This is a genomic window from Methylobacterium sp. W2 (assembly GCF_020662345.1).
Taxonomy (GTDB): Bacteria; Pseudomonadota; Alphaproteobacteria; order Rhizobiales; family Beijerinckiaceae; genus Methylobacterium.
In genome coordinates this window covers 79,868-97,461 of sequence record NZ_VMOA01000002.1, presented here as the reverse complement: position 1 = coordinate 97,461, position 17,594 = coordinate 79,868, and the positions used below count along the sequence as shown (strand labels likewise).

Below are 17,594 nucleotides of genomic sequence, written 5' to 3'. Positions count from 1 at the left end.
GGTCTCTATCGATCTCCGATGACTGACAGCGCGAGGTACAATCGGCGGCATACAGTTGCAGTGATGTGAGATTCGATATGTTGGGCAGGTGGTTGCACCCTCATAACAGCTTTGCCGGCTCAAAAAGATCGATCGGCGCCTGCGATCCGGCGCAGGTCGATTCGGTTCGCGCGCCGCTCCCCGCAGGTGGGGGGTGGGCCGAGTCGTTCCGACACGACCATGCCGACCTCGTCGCCCCGAATCGGCCGGGGCGCCGGTTTTCGGGCAGCCTCTATTGGCTGCTGGCCACGACCTCCATTCTCAGTGCGATCGTGTTCGGCCTCGTGGTCGAGACGACCCGGTCCGTGGGAGCGCGCGAGGCGCGCCAGACCCAGGACGGGTATCGGGCCGCCCTGCAGCAGGCCGAGGACCGAATCACGACCCTCGCCCTGGAGCTTCGCTCGGAGAAGGACGCGGCCGAGATCGCCCGTTCCCTTCTGGGCCGGCAGGTCGATGACGGGCGCCAAGCGCTTGAGGCCGTGGAGGCCGACCTGAAGCGGACACGCTACGATCGCCAGCTTCTGTCCGCCCGCGCGGATGACCGCGAGCAGGCGCTCCAGCGCCTCGAAGGGCAGTTCGAGGCCAGCCGCAGGGAGGTCTCGACCCTCCGGTCCGAGGCTGCGGATCTCCAGGCCCGCGCCGATGCGGCGATCCGGGCGCAGACGTTGGCGGATGAGGCACGCCGGGTGGCCGAGACCGCCCTGGCGGAGATCGGGCTCGCCCGCGATGGCGATGCCCCGGCGCGGATGGAGCTGGCGTCGGTCGATGCCGATGCGACACTCGACGTCGCAAAAACCGGTGCGGCGAAGACCGACGCCGCGGAGGGCGGATCCGAAGCGGCGCGGGCCGCTGCGTCCAAGATCCCGGAGGTCGCGCCGGTGGACGGCGCGCCCGCGAGCGACCTGCGCCCGAGATGGCTGACGCTCGGCGGCGCCACCTTCGCCTCCCTCGACGCCCTGACCTATGCGAGGGGCATCGCCCCATCGAAGCCGAAAGCGGTGCCGGCGCCCCCAATCCTCCGCCGCGCGTCTCCGCGCCCGAATCACGGGCGGCCCCAGGCGAACGCCGCCGCGCCGGCATCGGCGGAGTCCTCCCCCGCCGCGAAGGCGCTGTCCGATGACGGAGGCGCCGGCCCGAACGGCGAGGCCCACGAATCGGTCCGGGCCTCGCGCCTCCCGGTTTCGTCACTCACGCAGCCACCCCTGGCCCGGGCGGCGGCGCAGGTGAAATCCGCCCGCGGCAATGGGGCGCCCTCGGGGAAAAAGCTCAGTAATCCGAAGTAGCGCTTCTCATGCGCGGATTAACGCAGCATTCTTTATTTGCAAGGTCGAGAAAACGAGTTCGGTTCGTCATGCGGATCTGGGTTCGTCTCAATCATCCCTTTCGGTGAAGACCTCGGGCACCGGTTCCGTCCGGATCGCTGTCCCATAGCCGATCTTCATTCAACAATATTCTTGGAATTGATGTCGTTGTTTGTGGGAAACAAGCCTTTTGCCTGATTTGTAAAATTTGAAATCTCGTTTTTTGTTTCAAATTATCGATTCCCATGACGTACAGCGGTACCGGAGCCTGTCGAGATGGAATTCATCGGGAACCGTCCTCGGGACGATACGGTCGCCCATCATGCTGAGGACGATGCGAGACCCACCGCCTGTTTCATCGGCGATGGGACATTGCTGATCCGATGCGCGGAGCTCTTCCTGGCCGCGGGACATGCGATCTCCGCCGTTGTGACGCGAGATTCCCGGGCCGCCGACTGGGCGCGCCGCGCGGGTCTCACCCTCATCGAGAAGGACGCGTTCCTGAAAGCGGGCCAGGGCCAGGCACCGGTCGATTTCCTGTTCAGCGTCGGCAATCTCGATGTGATCCCGCCCGCCATCCTCGCCCGGGTCCGGCGCCGGGCGATCAACTTTCACGACGGCCCCCTGCCGAGGCATGCCGGCCTCCATGCCACGACCTGGGCGATCCTCGCCGGGGAGACCTCCCATGCGGTGACCTGGCACCAGATCGACGAGACCATCGATACCGGCGCCATCCTGGCCCAGGAGCATTTCGACATCCTGCCCGGTGACACCGTCTTCAGCCTCAACGGCCGCTGCTACGAGGCCGGCGCCTCGAGCTTTGCCGCCCTCCTCGATGGGCTCGTCTCGGGCCGCGCGGAGGCGAGGCCGCAGCGGGGCGAGCGCAGCTATCACGGCCGGTTGAAGCGCCCGGATCGCGCCGCGACCCTGGATTTCCACCAGCCCGCCGGGAGGATCGCGGCCCTCGTCCGCGCCCTCGATTTCGGCCCGGTGCCCAACCCGCTGGCGCGGCCGAAGATCCTGATCGGGCAGGATCTCGTTCTCGTCCGGGGCGCGGAGATCGGTGCCGCCTCGGGTCACCTCCGTCCCGGCACGATCACGCGGGTGGGGCCCGACCTCGTGTCCGTCGCGACGGCGGATCGCGAGATCGTCCTTACCGGTCTCACGACCCTGCGGGGCGAGCCGGCCGGGGCGATGTTCGTCGTCGGCACGGTCCTGCCCGAGATCGAAGGGCCGCGCGCCGAGGCGATCACGGCGGCCCAGCGCCTCGCCGCCGCCCACGAGGCGTTCTGGATCGAGCGCTTGGCCGATGTCGCCGCGCCGACGCTGCCCTATCCCCGTCGCGGGGCCGGCGGGTCCGACGCCGCGCCGTATTCCATCTCGGTCCCGCTTGCCCGGACGGCGAACCCGGACGACGCGGCGGCGGCCTTCGTCGCCTGGATCGGCCTCGTCTGCGATGCTCCGCGGGTCACGCTGGGGCTCAGCGAAGCCGCCGCCGATTCCGTATGCGAGACTTCGCCGTGGTTCCTGCCGGACCGTCCCCTGACCCTGGCCGTCGACCGGGACGGCACCGTCGCGGAGCTGCGGGCCGCCTACGGACAAACGCGCGCGGACCTCGCCGACAGGGGGATTCTGGCCGCCGATCTACCGCCACGCGTCGCATCGTCGGACTTGCGCGAAAAGGCCGTCGGATGGCGCAAGATCGGCATGGTCCATGGCGGTGCAAAGCCGGGTCTCCTGGCGCGTTCCGGCTCCGAACTTGTGCTGGTTCTGAGCGACAGCGGGGACCGGGCTGAGCTCCTCATTTGCGGCCGGACCTTCGAGGTCGCGGTCGCGCAAGCCATGGCCGGGCAGTTCGCGGCCTTCCTCCGCGCGTTCCTGGCCGATCCCGACATCCGCCTCGGCGCGCTCCCCCTGGTGCCGGAGGAAGAGGCGGCGATCGTGGCGGCGATCAATGCCACCACCGCGCCCTTCGCGGAGGATCGCAGCATCCACGACGAGATCGCCGCCTGGGCCGCAGCGTCACCGCAGCGGGACGCCGTGGTCGCCGGCAAAGCCCGCCTCACCTACGGCGACCTCGACCGCGCCGCCGGGGAACTTGCCGGCCGCCTCGTCGCGGCCGGAATCGGGCCGGGGACCATCGTCGGCATCTGCCACGAGCGGGTGCCCGACCTCGTCGTCGCCGTCCTCGCGACCCTGAAGGCCGGTGCGGCCTACCTGCCCCTCGATGCCGAGTATCCGCGCGAACGCCTCGCCTACATGCTCGAGGATTCGGGCGCCGAGGTCCTGCTGACGAGCCGCTCCCTCCAAGAGCGCCTGGCCTTCGCCTCGACCACGGTGCTCTACACCGCGGACGCCCAGGGCGAGGTCGCGCCGCCGCCCGGCCGCGCCGGCGGGGGAGATCTCGCCTACGTCATCTACACCTCGGGTTCCACCGGCCGGCCCAAGGGCGTCGCGATCACCCATCGCAACCTGATGAATTTCTGCGCCGGCATGGATGCCCGGATCCCGCACGACCCCCCCGGCATCTGGCTCGCGGCGACGAGCCTGTCCTTCGACATTTCGGTGCTCGAAATCCTCTGGACCCTGGCGCGCGGCTTCACAGTGGTACTGCACGGCCAGCGCTCCGAGCCGAGTTCCGGCCCCGGCTTCAGCCTGTTCTACTTCTCGAACGACGACGCGGCGGACCCGCAGGACAAGTACCGCCTGCTGCTGGAGGGTGCGCGCTTTGCCGACCGCAACGGCTTCGAGGCGGTGTGGACGCCCGAACGGCATTTCCACGCTTTCGGCGGCCTCTACCCCAATGCGGCGCTGAGCGCCGCCGCCCTCGCCGCCTGCACCGAGCGCGTCAAGATCCGCGCCGGCAGCTGCGTCCTGCCGCTCCACCATCCCCTGCGCGTCGCCGAAGACTGGGCGATGATCGACAACCTCTCGAAGGGCCGGGCCGGCATTGCCTTCGCGTCGGGTTGGCAGCCGAACGACTTCGTCCTGGCGCCCGAGCGCTTCGCCGAGCGCAAGGAGAGAATGGCGGGGCAGGTCGACGACATCCGCCGCCTCTGGCGCGGCGAGCGCCTGCCGTTCCCCAACCCGCTGGGCAAGATCGTGGAGATCGGCACGATGCCCCGGCCGATCCAGCCCGAACTGCCGATGTGGCTCACGGCGGCCGGCAATCCCGACACCTTCGTCCAGGCCGGGCGTCTGGGATGCGGTGTCCTCACCCATCTCCTCGGCCAGACCCTCGAGCAACTGGCGGACAAGATCCGGCAATACCGCATGGCGTGGCGGGAGGCCGGCCATGCCGGCGAGGGGCACGTCACCCTCATGCTCCACACCTTCGTGGGCGAGGACGAGGATTTGGTCCGCGAGACCGTCCGCGAGCCGATGAAGCGCTATCTCGGCAGCGCGATGGACTTGGTCAGGCAGGCCGCCTGGACCTTCCCCACCTTCGTCCAGCGCGCGGCCTCCGACGGCCGCACGCCGGCCGACATCCTCGATGCCGGGGACCTGTCGGCCGCCGATCGCGACGCGCTGCTGGATCACGCCTTCGAGCGCTATCACCGCACCGGCGGCCTGTTTGGCACCCCGGAATCCTGCCTTGGCATGGTGGAGGCGGTGCGGCGCATCGGGACCGACGAGATCGCCTGCCTCGTCGATTTCGGGGTGCCGACCGATCTCGCCCTCGACCATCTCGAACACCTGAAACGCCTGATGGTTCTGGCCGGAACCCTCACCGCGACCGTGCCGGCCTCGGTGCCCGAGGACATCGTCCGGCACCGGGTCACCCACTTCCAGTGCACGCCCTCCATGGCCCGGATGCTGGTGGCCGATGCGGCGGGCCGCCACGCCCTGGGGCAACTCGGAACCATGATGGTGGGCGGCGAGGCCCTGAGCGCGGATCTCGCCGGCCGGCTGCGCGACCTCCTGCCCGGCACGCTCCTCGGCATGTACGGGCCGACGGAGACGACGATCTGGTCGGCGGTGGTCGAGATCGACGGCTTGGAACGCGGCGTGACCCTCGGCGAACCCATCGCCAACACGGCGCTGCACGTGCTCGACGCGCACCGGCGCCCGTGCCCGGCCTATGTGGCGGGCGAACTCCATATCGGCGGGGAGGGCCTCGCCCGTGGCTATCTCGGCCGCGAGGAGCTCACGGCGGAGCGGTTCGTCCCCAATCCCTTCGGCCCGGGACGGCTCTACAGGACGGGCGACCTCGTCCGCCGGGATGCCTCTGGAGCGCTGATCTTCCTCGGGCGGCTCGATCACCAGGTCAAGGTCCGGGGGCACCGCATCGAGCTGGGCGAGATCGAGGCCGCATTGGCGCGCCAACCCGGCATCGCTGCCGCCGTCGTGGTGGCGCGCGAGGATAGCGACGGCGACCAGCGCCTGGTGGGCTACGTCACCGCCAGGGACGGCGCGATCCCGCGGCCGGAGGCCCTGCGCGAGGCCGTCGCCTCGACGCTGCCCGCCTTCATGGTCCCGGCAGCGATCGTGGTCCTGCCCGCCTTCCCGATGACCCTGAACGGCAAGGTCGATCGTGGCGCGCTGCCGGCGCCGCATCAGTCATCGGAGACGCAATCGGCATCGCCCGAGGCGCCGATGAGTTCGGTGGAGGCGCTGATCGCCGGCATCTGGGGCGAAGCGCTCGGTCGCTCGGTCGTCGCCACGAACGAGAACTTCTTCGACCTCGGCGGTCACTCCCTCCTCGTGGTGCAGGTCCAGCGCCGTCTCGGCGAGGAACTCCGCCGCGAGATCGCGATCACCGACCTGTTCCGCTTCCCCACGATCCGCACCCTCTCCCTGCATCTCGGAGGATTCGCCACCGGTCCCTCGGCGGCGGACCGGGGACACGACCGGGCCAAGGCGCGGCAGGCGCTCCGACGCCGCCAGGAGATGCCGGCGACGGTCGCCTGAGCCCTCGGTCACCAGAGAATACGTGAGGTACGCCATGTTTTCGCCGATCCCCGACACAGCAGGTGATGCACCCGGCCGGATCGCCATCATCGGCATGGCGGGGCGTTTCCCGGACGCCGCCACGACCGGCGAGCTCTGGGATCTGCTGAAGGCGGGACGCGAGGCGACGCATTGGTTCAGCGACGAGGAGCTGCTGGCCTCCGGCGTCTCCGCCACGCAATTGCGCGACCCGCGCTACGTCAAGGCCGGCATGGCCCTGCCCGACATGGAGGCGTTCGACGCGGGCTTCTTCGGCCTGAGCCCACGGGAAGCGGCCATCCTCGATCCCCAGCACCGGCATTTCCTCGAATGCGCCTGGGAAGCGCTGGAGGATGCGGGTCATCGTCCCGAGGCGTTTCCGGGCCCGATCGGCGTTTTCGCCGGCTGCGGGATGCAGGCCTATTTCGCCAACAACCTGCTGACGAATGCCGAGCTCGTCGATCAGGTGGGACTCTTCCTCCTGCGCCACACGGGCAACGACAAGGATTTCCTCGCCACGCGGGCCTCCTACCTCCTCGACCTGCAGGGGCCGAGCATCTCGGTGCAGACCGCCTGCTCGACATCCCTGGTGGCAGTTCATTTCGCGGTCCAGAGCCTTCTGTCCGGCGAATGCGACATGGCGCTGGCCGGCGGCGTGACCATCGAGGTGCCGCACCGGCAGGGCTATCGCGCCGCCGAGGGCGAGATCCTGTCGCCGGACGGGCATTGCCGCGCCTTCGACGACGAGGCCAACGGCACCCTGTTCGGCAGCGGGGTCGGCATCGTGGCCCTGCGCCGGCTGGAAGACGCGGTCGCCGCCGGGGATCACATCTACGCGGTCATTTGCGGCTCGGCGGTCAACAATGACGGCTCGACCAAGGCCGGCTATCTCGCGCCCAGCGTCGAGGGACAGGCGCGCGCGGCGGCCGAGGCCCTTGCCGTCGCCGGGATCGACCCCGGCAGCGTCAGCTACATCGAGGCGCACGGGACCGGCACGCCGGTGGGAGACCCCATCGAGCTCGCGGCCCTGAGCGAGGCCTATTCCGTCCCCGGCCGGCGCCAGTTCTGCGGCATCGGTTCGCTCAAGACCAATATCGGGCATCTCGACACGGCGGCCGGGGTGGCGGGCCTCATCAAGGTCGCCCTGGCGATGCATCACGAGGAACTGCCCGCGAGCCTCAACTGCGCCCGGCCCAACGGCCGGTTCGATTTTTCCGCGAGCCCGTTCTCGGTGGTCACGACGGCCAGACCCTGGCCACGGACCGGGACGCCCCGGCGTGCCGCGGTGAACTCCCTCGGGGTCGGCGGCACCAACGCCCACGTCATCCTGGAGGAGGCCCCGGCCGTGCCTGTGCCGGGTCCCGCGCGGGACTGGCAGATCCTTGCCCTGTCGGCACGAACCGCCGAGGCCCTCGACGGGGCGAAACGCAAATGGCGCGAGAGGCTGGCCGACCCTGCATCGGGGCTGACACTGGCGAACGCGGCCTTCACCACCCAGGCCGGCCGCCGCGCCTTCCCGCATCGCTGCGCCGTCATCGCCCGTGATCATGCGGGGGTGTGCGAGATCCTGGCCAGCCACACCCACCGCCGAATGGGCCTGGGCAGCGCCGGTGCCGGGACCGTCGGCGCGGTTTTCATGTTCCCCGGCGGCGGGGCGCAATATCCGGGCATGGGCCGCGATCTCTACCGGGACGTCCCGGCCTTCCGCGAGGCGCTGGAGGCATGCTTGGCGCTGCTGCCGCCCGATGCACCGGACGGCCTGCGGGCGCTGCTCCTCGACAGCGAACCGGGCGACGCCGCCGCCGCCGCCCTCCTCGCGCGGCCGCGCTACACCATCCCGGCCCTGTTCATCGTCGAATACGCCACGGCGCGCATGATGCTCGCCTGGAACATCCGCCCCGCTGCCGTGATCGGGCACAGCATGGGCGAGTATGCCGCCGCCTGCATCGCCGGCGTGATGTCCCTCGCCGATGCCCTTTCCGTCGTCGTCCTGCGCGGGCAGATCTTCGAGGCCGCGCCCGCGGGCGCCATGCTGGCGGTGTCGCTGCCCTCGGCGGAGTTGCGCGAGCGGATCGGTGACGCCCTCGACATCGCGGCGGAGAACGCCGCGACGCTGACCGTCGCGACCGGCTCCGTCCACGAGATCGCTGCCCTCGAACGGCGGCTGGCGGAGGACGGGATCGAGTTTCGCCGGCTGCGGATCGACGTCGCCGCCCATTCGCGCATGCTCGACCCCTTCCTCGATCGGTTCCGCGCGCGCCTGGACTCGATCGCCCTGCGCGACCCGACGATCCCCTTCGTCTCGAATCTCAGCGGCGCCTTCGTCGGGCCGGGCGAACTCACGCGGCCGGACTACTGGGTGTCGCATCTCCGGCAGACCGTTCGCTTCGGCGCCGGCGTCTCGGCGATCCTGGCCGAGCCCGACCGCGCGCTCCTGGAGATCGGGCCGGGCCACAGCCTCGGCGCCCTCGCGCGCCTCGCGGAAGGCGGGAGCTTCGCCCCACTGGTCATTGCTCCCACCATGGGCCAGCCCGGCGATACGGAACCGGATGTCTGCGTCGCCCTGACCGCAATCGGCAAGCTCTGGGCCTGCGGCTATGCCGTCGACTGGGCGGTGATCCGCGGGGGCGACGACGCGCGCCGGGTTCCCGTGCCGACTTATGCCTTCGAGAAGCACCGGCACTGGATCGCGCCGGTGCGGGCGGGGACGATGCCGGTGGCCGTCGAGGCCGGTGCGGACGGGCTCCAGCGTCTCGATTCCATGGAGAACTGGTTCTCGGTGCCGCAATGGATGCTGGTGCCGGTCGCGGCCCGCGCGGCCGCGCCGGACCGGACATGGCTGGTCTTCGCCGACGCCTCGCGCCTGAGCACCGCGATCCTGGCTGCCCTAGAGAACCGGGGCGCGCGCGTGACCGTCGTGCGTCCCGGCGAGGCCTTCACCGTCCGCAACCGCCTGTATCAGATGCGGCCCGACCAGCCGACCCAGTACCGGGATCTTGTCGCGGCTCTCGACCGGGATGGAATGGCGCCGGATCACATCCTCCATCTTTGGTCGATGAGCGCGCCGGACCCGTCCCCGGAGCGCCCCTGCGCCGAACAGGCACTGGGCTTCGACAGCCTTCTCGCCCTCTGCCAGGCGATGCAATATTGCGACGTCGCGGTGCCGAAACGCCTGAGCATCGTGACGCGGGAGAGCCAGTCGCCCCCGGACCATGCGGCCCGGCATCCGGAGCGCGCGACCCTGCTCGGCCTGTGTCGCGTCCTGCCCCGCGAGATGCCGGGCCTGGCGACGCAGGTCATCGATCTCGGCGGCGAGGATGGCCCCAGCCGCGACGAGGATCCGGTGGCCGAAGCCGCCCTCGTCCTGGCGGAATGCGACGCGGAGCACGGCGTCGACCTCGTGGCCCATCGCGGGGGTGCGCGATGGGTTCAGCGGATGGTGCCCACGCGCATCGAAGGGCCGGCGGGGCTTCCCCATCGGCTGCGCCGGAACGGCGTCTATCTCGTCACCGGCGGGTTCGGCGGCCTGGGCCTCGCCCTCGCCGGCTGGCTGGCGCGCGATGTGACCGCGCGGCTCGTGCTGGTGGGGCGCGATGCCTCCGCCCATGTTGCGGCGATCCGCGATCTGGAAGCCGAGGGGGCGGAGATCCTCGCGGTGAGCGCCGATGTGACCGACCGCGCGGCCATGGAGCGGGTCATCGTCGCCGCGCGGCAACGCTTCGGTGCGCTCCACGGCGTGTTCCATGCGGCGGGTTCCATCGACGATGGCCCGATCATGGAGAAGACCGTCGAATCCAGCCGCCGGGTGATGGCGCCGAAGCTGGCCGGGGGCCTGGTTCTCGACGCGCTGCTGCCGGAGGGAAGCCTCGACCTGTTCGTGGTGTTCTCCTCCACCAGCGCCCAGATCGGCCCGCCCGGCCAGGTCGATTACGCCGCCGCCAACACCGCCCTGGACGCGCTGGCCGCCCGGCGCGGCGACGGCCTCTCGGTGGCGTGGGGAATCTGGGGCGATATCGGCATGGCGGCCCGAATCTACGGGGGGGCGGCCATGTCCGGTACCCCCGAAGGTCACCCGCTCCTCGGGGTCGAGACCGGCCGCACCGAGACCGTCATCACCTTCCAGGCCCTCTACGATCCCGCCCGCATGTGGGTCCTGGCGGAGCACGTCCTCGACGGCCGTCCGATCCTGCCCGGCGCGGCCTATGCCGAGATCGCACTGGCGGCCGCCACGGCGGGATTCACCTCCTCCGGCGTCGATCTGCGGGGGCTCACGGTCGATCTTCCCCTCGTGTTCGAGCCCGGCGTGAAGCGCCTGGTGCGCACCACGCTCACAGCTCGCGACGGCGGCGGCTTCGCCCTCTCCGTCGAGAGCCGCCCCCTCCTGGGCGAGGAATGGGTCGAGCACGCGCGCGCCACCCTGTGGCCGGGATCGACCCTGCCCTGGGCGGTCCGGCGGGTGGCCCGTCGGGCAGCGCGCCGGGAGGGGGTGCACGCGCTTCCGGGCCTCGGCTTCCCGCAGGGGGAGACCGTGACATTCGGGCCGCGCTGGCACACGATACGCTGGATCGAGCGCGGCGATTGGGAGGCCGTGGCCGAACTGGAATTGGCCGCCGAGTTCGCGGGCGACCTCGACGGGATCACGGCGCACCCGGCGCTCACCGATCTCGCGACCACCTTCGGGCTGCATCTTCTCGCCCCCCCGGCCGACGACATGGTCTACGTCCCCACGTCGATCGAGCGCATGCGGATCGCACCGGGGCGCTGGCCCTGTCGGATCCGCAGTCACGCGCGGCTTACGGCGCTGCAGCACGGCGCTTCCGCCCGGTTCGACGTGGTCATCGGCGATGTGAACGGGGTGCCGCTCGCCGTCTTCGAAGGCTTCACCCTGCAGAGCGTGTCCCGCGCCGTGAAGTCCTCGCAGGCCGAGGCGCATCCGCCCAGCCTCGAGGCGAGGCTCAAGGCCGGCATCATGGCGGCGGACGCTCCCGACCTGTTCCGCCGAGTCCTCGATTGCCGGGGCGCCGGGATCGTCGCGTCGTCGATCGCCCTGTCCGACCTGCGCCGGGAGGCCCTGGCCGCGATCCGCCCGAAGCCGGCGGCGGCGCAGCGTGCGGCCCGGCCGGCCAGCGGCGAGCCGGACTACGCGAGCGAGATCGAACGCCAGATCGGCGGGTACTGGGCGGACCTGCTCGGCATCCCCGCGGTGCGTCCCCAGGACGACTTCTTCGAGCTCGGCGGGTTCTCGCTGTTGGCGGTCCGGTTGTTCGCCCGCATCCGCAAGAACCACGACGTGGACCTGCCGATCGCCACCCTGTTCCGCGCCTCCACCCTGCGGCAACTGGCGAGTCTCGTCGGCGGCATGATCGCGCCCGAACCCGCGGCGGACGGCACCGAAGGGGCTGCGGCGTCGGACAAGGTGCTGGCGATGCCGCCCGTCGCCTGGTCGCCCCTGGTGGAGATCTGCCGGGGCGTCCCCACCCGTGCCCCGATCTTCTGCATCCATGGCGGCCAGGGCAACGTCCTGAACTTCGAGAAGCTGAGCCGGCGCCTCGGCCGGGACCAGCCCTTCTACGGATTGCAGGCACGGGGCGCCGATGGGCGGCTCGCGCCGCTGGAATCCATCGAGGAGATGGCGGCCTCCTACATTGCGGCCATCCGCGAGGTCGACGCGCATGGTCCCTACCGGATCGCGGGCTATTCCGGCGGCGGCGTGATCGCCTACGAGGTCGCGCAGCAACTGACCCGCGCGGGCTTCTCCATCGCGCTTCTCGTCCTCTTCGACACCCTGTCGGCCACCAGCGCCGCCCAGCATCACAGCACCGTCGAGCGGCTCTGGGCGGTCCGCCGCTGGAGCCTCGGCTATACGCTCGGCTGGCCGTCCCGCCTGATCGAGCGCCGCCGGCGCGCCGCAGAATTCGCGCGGGAGCGTTTCGACCCGAACGTCCCGATCCCCGACATGTACCGCGCGCAGTTCATTATGAACGCCTACCTCGTCGCGCAGAGCCGCTACACGCCCGAGCCCTATGCGGGGAGCATGCTGCTGTTCCGTTCGACGGACGCGTATGTCCCCTATCTCCTCGCCGGTCCGGATCTCGGCTGGGGCGGTCTCGTCCGGGGAGGGATCGACATCCACAAGATCGCGGCGACGCACGAGACGCTGTTCCAGGAACCCGCCGTCGACAAGCTCGCCGGCATCCTCCGGCGCAGGCTCGACGCCCTGATGCATTATCCCGTGCGCAAGAGCGCCTGATGCGGGTTCCAACCGATCATTCCGGATGCCGCATCGGCCAGCCCCACCGGGCATCGACGTCGCCGCGCTCCGCACAGGACGACACCCCGTTGCCCGGCAGGGAGACCGAAGATGGATTTCGTTGATCGCGCCTACAAAAACTACAACGACGTCAAGCAACTCGGCCTGCCCGTGCTCCTGCGCGGGCTGCACCGCCACGCGTCCCCCCGCGAGGCCCGTCTGGTCCGGACGATCCACGGCGCGTTCTACATCCGGCCGCACACGTCGGACATGGAGGTGCTGAGATCCGTCTTCGGCGACATGACCTACAACCTCGACCGGGTCCGCCAGGGGGCCGCCACCCGGAGCGAGTACGAGCGGATCTGCACCGCCGGAAAGACGCCGATCATCATCGACGGAGGCGCCAATGTGGGAATCGCGGCGCGCTACTTCGCGAAGGCCTATCCGAGGGCGGTCGTGCTCGCGGTGGAGCCGGACGAGGACAACCTCGTCGTCTGCCGGAAGAACACCGAGGTCTGTGCCAACATCTGCGTCGTCCCGACCGCCCTCGGCGGCCGGCGCGGTTGCGTGAACCTCGATTACAGCAACGGCGGTGCCGACAGCGTGCGGACCGAGCGGTCCGACCAGGGAATTCCGATCACCACCATCGCGGAACTCAAGGATCTGATCCCCAACGGCGAGCTGCTGATCGTCAAGATCGATATCGAGGGCTTTGAGAAGGACGTGTTCTCCGGCGAGATCGACTGGGTCTCGGAGCCGCATGCGATCATCGTCGAACCGCACGACTGGATGCTGCCGGGTGACGGCACCAGCTTTCCGCTGCAGGACATCCTCATGCGCGAGAAGCGGGAGATGATCCTGTCGGGCGAGAACCTGATGTTCTTCAAGTCCCGCGCCGAATCCGCCAGGAGCGACACGTCGAACTGGCCGACGAGGGGCCTTCTTAAGGTGGTGCCGTCCGCGTGACGAGGCGGCCCAGCTTCTCCTGTCCGGCATCGCGAAAGCCGGCATAGTCGATGGGCGTCCGCCCCCAGATGAAGCCCGGCTTCATGTCGGCGGGCGCAGCGTAGGTGTTTCTGTCGAAACTGTTGCCGCCCTCCTCGATGATCCGGGCATTCGGGGCGGCCGCGTCCGTATCCGTGACGCCGCCGGCGCTGCCCTTGCCGGTGAACAGGATCCGGTTGTCGTGGACGCGGTTTCCGGTCGTCCTGTAGAAGCCGCCGCCGTCCTTCTCGCGGCCCTGGTCGACGAGCACGATCGCGCGACCATCAGGCCGGACGGTGATGGTGTTGTCGAAGACGTCGACGCCGCTCGATGCGGCCACCTGGATGTCGGCCCCCCAGTACCAGGTTGGATGGCTCGCGCCGTTGAAGCGCAGCGTATTCCTGCGGATCACGGCGTCGTAGGAGATCTCATAGAAGATCCCGGCGCCGAGATTGTTCTCCACATTGTTCCTCTCGAACATCACGTCCCGGCAATCGATGTCGCACCAGAGTCCGGGGCCCGCATTGTCATGGACGTGGTTTCCGCGCAGGACCACCTCCTGGCTCTGGGTGATCTTGAGGCCACCGGCCTCCCATTCGGGGTCGAAGCCGGCCGTGTTGTTCGAAGCGATGCGGTTGTTCTCGATCAGGATGCGCCGGCCCTGCGCGGCCGCGCCGAGCTGGCCGTTCCGCTCGATCGTGCTGCCGGTGATCGCCCCGTCGGTGCCGACATCGACGCCGAGCCCGGCATTCAGGCGAATCTGCGAATCCTCCACGCGCCACCCGGTGGCCTCGCCGCCGCGGATCGCCCCCATCTGGGTCGGCGTGTCGTATTTCTCGACGACGAGGCCCCTGATCCGTACATCGGCGGCCCGGCTGCGGAAGGCGAACCGCGCCCCGCTGACCTCGACGCGGCGCCCCTCCGGGTTGTCGGCCAGGATCGCACGGCCGGCTGCCGCCTCCACCACGTAACGTCCGGGACCGAGATCGTCACGTGACGCGACGCGGGTGAGCGGCTGGCCGTCGAGGAACACGGCCAACGACAAGAGGCAGAGCGAGCCGCCGCCGCGACACTGCCCGGCGCCCACATGGCGCGGGTAAACGCCGGTGAGGGACCAGAACGCGCCCACCCGCTCGAACTGCCGGACGATGCGCGAGCCGTCGAGGATGCTGCCGGGCGCGCCCAGGAACGTCTGACCGCGCAAGGGCGCGATCTCCTGCATCCGGTAGAGGCCGGCACCAATGCAGATGGTCCCGCCCTCTCCGGCGCGGATCGCCGCCCGCTGGATCGACTCGCCGGCGGCGACGCGCACGGCCGTGCCGGGGCAGGCCCCCTCCGGGCCCTCTCCCTGCGCGGGGGCGCCCCCCTGCCAGAGGATCAGCCCGGCGAGGGGCAGCGCATGGCGGAGCGCGCGCCGCGTCATGGCTCTCGCCGCCCGGTGGGCCAAGCGTGCGACGGGCATCGCTGCCGGTGAGGCTTTTGCCAAGCGGTCATCCACCAGTTCGATCCTACAGAAAGCAGTTCTTGCCTGCCGGTACAGTCACGGCCGGGACGAGATCTCGCCGTCGCCGGCCCTGTACGGGGTTCTGCAAAACAGTGCAGGTTCCTTCGCGCGGAAAGGAAGGTGAAAAACGGTCTAGATCGCAGGGGCGAACGGGTTAGTCCGTGATCTCACTTCCCAAGCGAACGCGGAATCCCGCTCAATCGCACCGACCAGGCGGTGGATCGGCCGGATGGTGGATGGAAGCTCCGCCGTCGCGGCCCGGATGCCCGGACGACGGCCGATCCCCCGACCGGAGCGTCGCGCTTGCCACGATCAACGAGGACGGAATGAACCGGGTTCTGGATCACTCGAAGAGCGGGGTCAGCGTCGTGCTCCGCCAGACCTACGAAGCCCAGACCCTGGGGTTCCTCACCGCGATCCTTCGGCATCGCCGGGTGATCGTCGGGCTCGCCGCCGCCGCCCTGGTGCTCGCGACGGCCATCTGCTGGTCGCTGCCGGACAAGTACAGCGCCGAGTCTCTGATCCAGGTCGATCTCAGCCGGGTCGGCGCCTCTCAGGCCACGTCGCAGAACCAGCAGGCTGCGACCAGCCTCGATGCCGGCGCCATCGTCGAGAGCGAGGCGCGGGTGATCCGTTCGCCGGCCATCGTCAGGCATGCGGTGGAGGATCTCAAGCTCCAGGACGACCCGGCCTTCGCGCGGGGGCCGGGCCTCGTCTCTCGCATCCTCTCGACGCTGGTGCCCGGATCGGCGAAGCAGCCCGCCAATTCCGCCGCTTCGGTGGAGGCGCTGACCCGCGAGCTCTCGCGGAACCTGACCGTGACCAACGACACGCGGGCCTACCTGATCAACGTCTCCTACAACTCGACCTCGCCGGAGCGTTCGGCGCGGATCGTCAACGCCGTGGTCGACGCCTATCTGCGCAACCGCCTCGAGATGGGGGTGGCGGCGGCCGAGCGGACGAGGACCTGGCTCGAGGAGCAGATCGGCGAGAGCCGGCGCGAACTCGAGACCGCCGAGGCGACCGTCGACCGCTACAGGCGGCAGACCGGATATGTGGAGGGCGGCACGCAGGGCATGAGCCTGCCGCAGCAGGAGGTGCGCGATGCCGTGGCCCAGCTCGCCACAGCCCGCCAGACCCGGCTCGCGGCCGAGGCGCGCCTGTCGCGGGCGCAGGAGGTCTTCGCCGCCGGCGGCACCCCCTCGGCGCAGGACCTTTCCGGCGCCCCCCTGATCCAGAGGATGCTGGAGAACGCGGAATCGGCCACGCGGGAATTCGCCAACGTCGCCGCGACCGGACCGCGTCATCCGGCCTACCTGCAGGCCAAGGCCAATATCGAGGCTGCGCAAACGCGGCTTCGCGAGGAGATCAAGCGCGCGATCGGCAATCTCGAGAGCGACGTCAAGGCGGCCACCGCCGACGAGGCGAACCTCGCCGACAGGGTCGACGTGCTGAAGGCGCACCTCGTCGAGGGGATGGGGCAGGACGCCAAGCTGCAGAGCCTGCAGACCAACGCGGCGGCCATCCGCGAGCGCCTCAAGCTCCTGAGCGATGGCCATGCCCAGGCGCTGGCGCTCACCGGGATGAAGTCCTCGACCACGCAGATCGTCATGGCGGCCAAGCCCGTGACGGTCCCCTCGGGGCCGAACCGGCTCATGATGATCTGCCTCAGCGTCCTCGGGGCGAGCGGCGTGGGGATCGGCTACGCCGTGATGATGGACCGGCGCGACACCGGCTTCCGCTCCGATGCCGAGATCGCGCACGAAACCTCCCACCGCTGCCTCGGCATGGTGCCGGAACTCACGAGCGGCTCGTCGGCCGCCGAGGTCCGGATGTTCGACGAATCGATCCGCCTCGTCAGCGCGGCCCTCACCGGAGCCCGTGCCCTGGCCGAGCCCCGGGTCGTCATGGTGACGTCCGCGGTGCCCGGCGAAGGCAAATCGCTTCTCTGCATGGCGATGGCGAGCCTCCTGGCTCAGCGCGGCACCCGAACTCTCGTGATCGACAGCACGCCGCGCCTCCATGCCGAGACCGACCAGCCCAGTCTCGAGGATGTCGTGTTCGGCGACGCGGCGGGTTTCCTGCTTCGGAACGATCCCGGCCGGGTCGTCGTGCTGCATCGGGCCGTGCAGGGCGACTCGCACGACCTCTTCCTGACACCGGCCTTCGAGAGTTTCATCGAGCGGGCTCGGGAGAGCTTCGATCTCGTCCTCTTCGAGGCGCCGCCCGTGATGCTGTCCGTGGATGTCCTGGCGATGGGCGGCCTCGCCGATGTCACGATCATGGCCGTGCACTGGAACCGGACCCCGCGCGAGACGGTCCAGGCGGCGTTGCGGCGGCTGCAGGACAATTCCGTGCGTCTGCGCGGCCTGGTCCTGACGCATGTCAATCTTACGGAGCACAAGGACTTCCGCGTCGTCGACCAATGCTCCCATTACAACGATTACCGGGGGCATTTCGAGGAAGCCGGGTCGCATCACGCTCACGGCACCCTGCTGCCGTCCAAGCTGTCCTCGTAGGACCGGCCCCCGGACTCGTTTCCTTCTCGCGCAATGTCATTGTGCGCGATTTTTCTCGGCGGCCATCC

6 protein-coding genes are annotated in these 17,594 nt (G+C 69.8%); 5 read left to right on the top strand and 1 reads right to left on the bottom strand.

The window, feature by feature from the left end:
* Positions 1-92: 92 nt before the first annotated feature.
* The 4 genes from FPV16_RS01650 to FPV16_RS01635 all read left to right on the top strand — a co-directional run bounded on the left by FPV16_RS01650 (position 93) and on the right by FPV16_RS01635 (position 13,485).
* The gene (locus FPV16_RS01650) at positions 93-1,322 is read left to right on the top strand and encodes a hypothetical protein (protein WP_227435639.1); all 1,230 of its coding nucleotides are present in this window, start codon (positions 93-95) and stop codon (positions 1,320-1,322) included.
* A 447-nt stretch (positions 1,323-1,769) separates the two neighbouring features.
* Positions 1,770-6,251, top strand: coding sequence for a MupA/Atu3671 family FMN-dependent luciferase-like monooxygenase (locus FPV16_RS01645; RefSeq protein ID WP_227435637.1), 4,482 nt, complete (start codon positions 1,770-1,772; stop codon positions 6,249-6,251).
* 34 nt (positions 6,252-6,285) lie between these two features.
* The gene (locus FPV16_RS01640; RefSeq protein ID WP_227435636.1) at positions 6,286-12,519 is read left to right on the top strand and encodes a type I polyketide synthase; all 6,234 of its coding nucleotides are present in this window, start codon (positions 6,286-6,288) and stop codon (positions 12,517-12,519) included.
* Between the two features lie 111 nt (positions 12,520-12,630).
* The gene (locus FPV16_RS01635; RefSeq protein WP_227435634.1) at positions 12,631-13,485 is read left to right on the top strand and encodes an FkbM family methyltransferase; all 855 of its coding nucleotides are present in this window, start codon (positions 12,631-12,633) and stop codon (positions 13,483-13,485) included.
* Here FPV16_RS01635 and FPV16_RS01630 read toward each other — a convergent pair.
* Positions 13,463-14,926, bottom strand: a complete 1,464-nt coding sequence (locus tag FPV16_RS01630; protein WP_227435632.1) for a right-handed parallel beta-helix repeat-containing protein — start codon at positions 14,924-14,926, stop codon at positions 13,463-13,465. The two genes, FPV16_RS01635 and FPV16_RS01630, sit on opposite strands and share 23 nt — an antisense overlap.
* Before the next feature lie 317 nt (positions 14,927-15,243).
* Here FPV16_RS01630 and FPV16_RS01625 point away from each other — a divergent pair, with 317 nt between their 5' ends.
* Complete coding sequence (locus tag FPV16_RS01625) at positions 15,244-17,526, top strand: GumC family protein (RefSeq protein WP_227435630.1); 2,283 nt, start codon at positions 15,244-15,246, stop codon at positions 17,524-17,526.
* Positions 17,527-17,594: the final 68 nt, after the last annotated feature.

Excerpts from the sequence above, each read along its gene's own strand:
- FPV16_RS01640 (WP_227435636.1), top strand. The coding sequence starts at position 6,286 with ATGTTTTCGCCGATCCCCGACACAGCAGGTGATGCACCCGGCCGGATC.
- FPV16_RS01630 (WP_227435632.1), bottom strand. The coding sequence starts at position 14,926 with ATGACGCGGCGCGCGCTCCGCCATGCGCTGCCCCTCGCCGGGCTGATC.
- FPV16_RS01635 (WP_227435634.1), top strand. The coding sequence starts at position 12,631 with ATGGATTTCGTTGATCGCGCCTACAAAAACTACAACGACGTCAAGCAA.
- FPV16_RS01625 (WP_227435630.1), top strand. The coding sequence starts at position 15,244 with ATGGAAGCTCCGCCGTCGCGGCCCGGATGCCCGGACGACGGCCGATCC.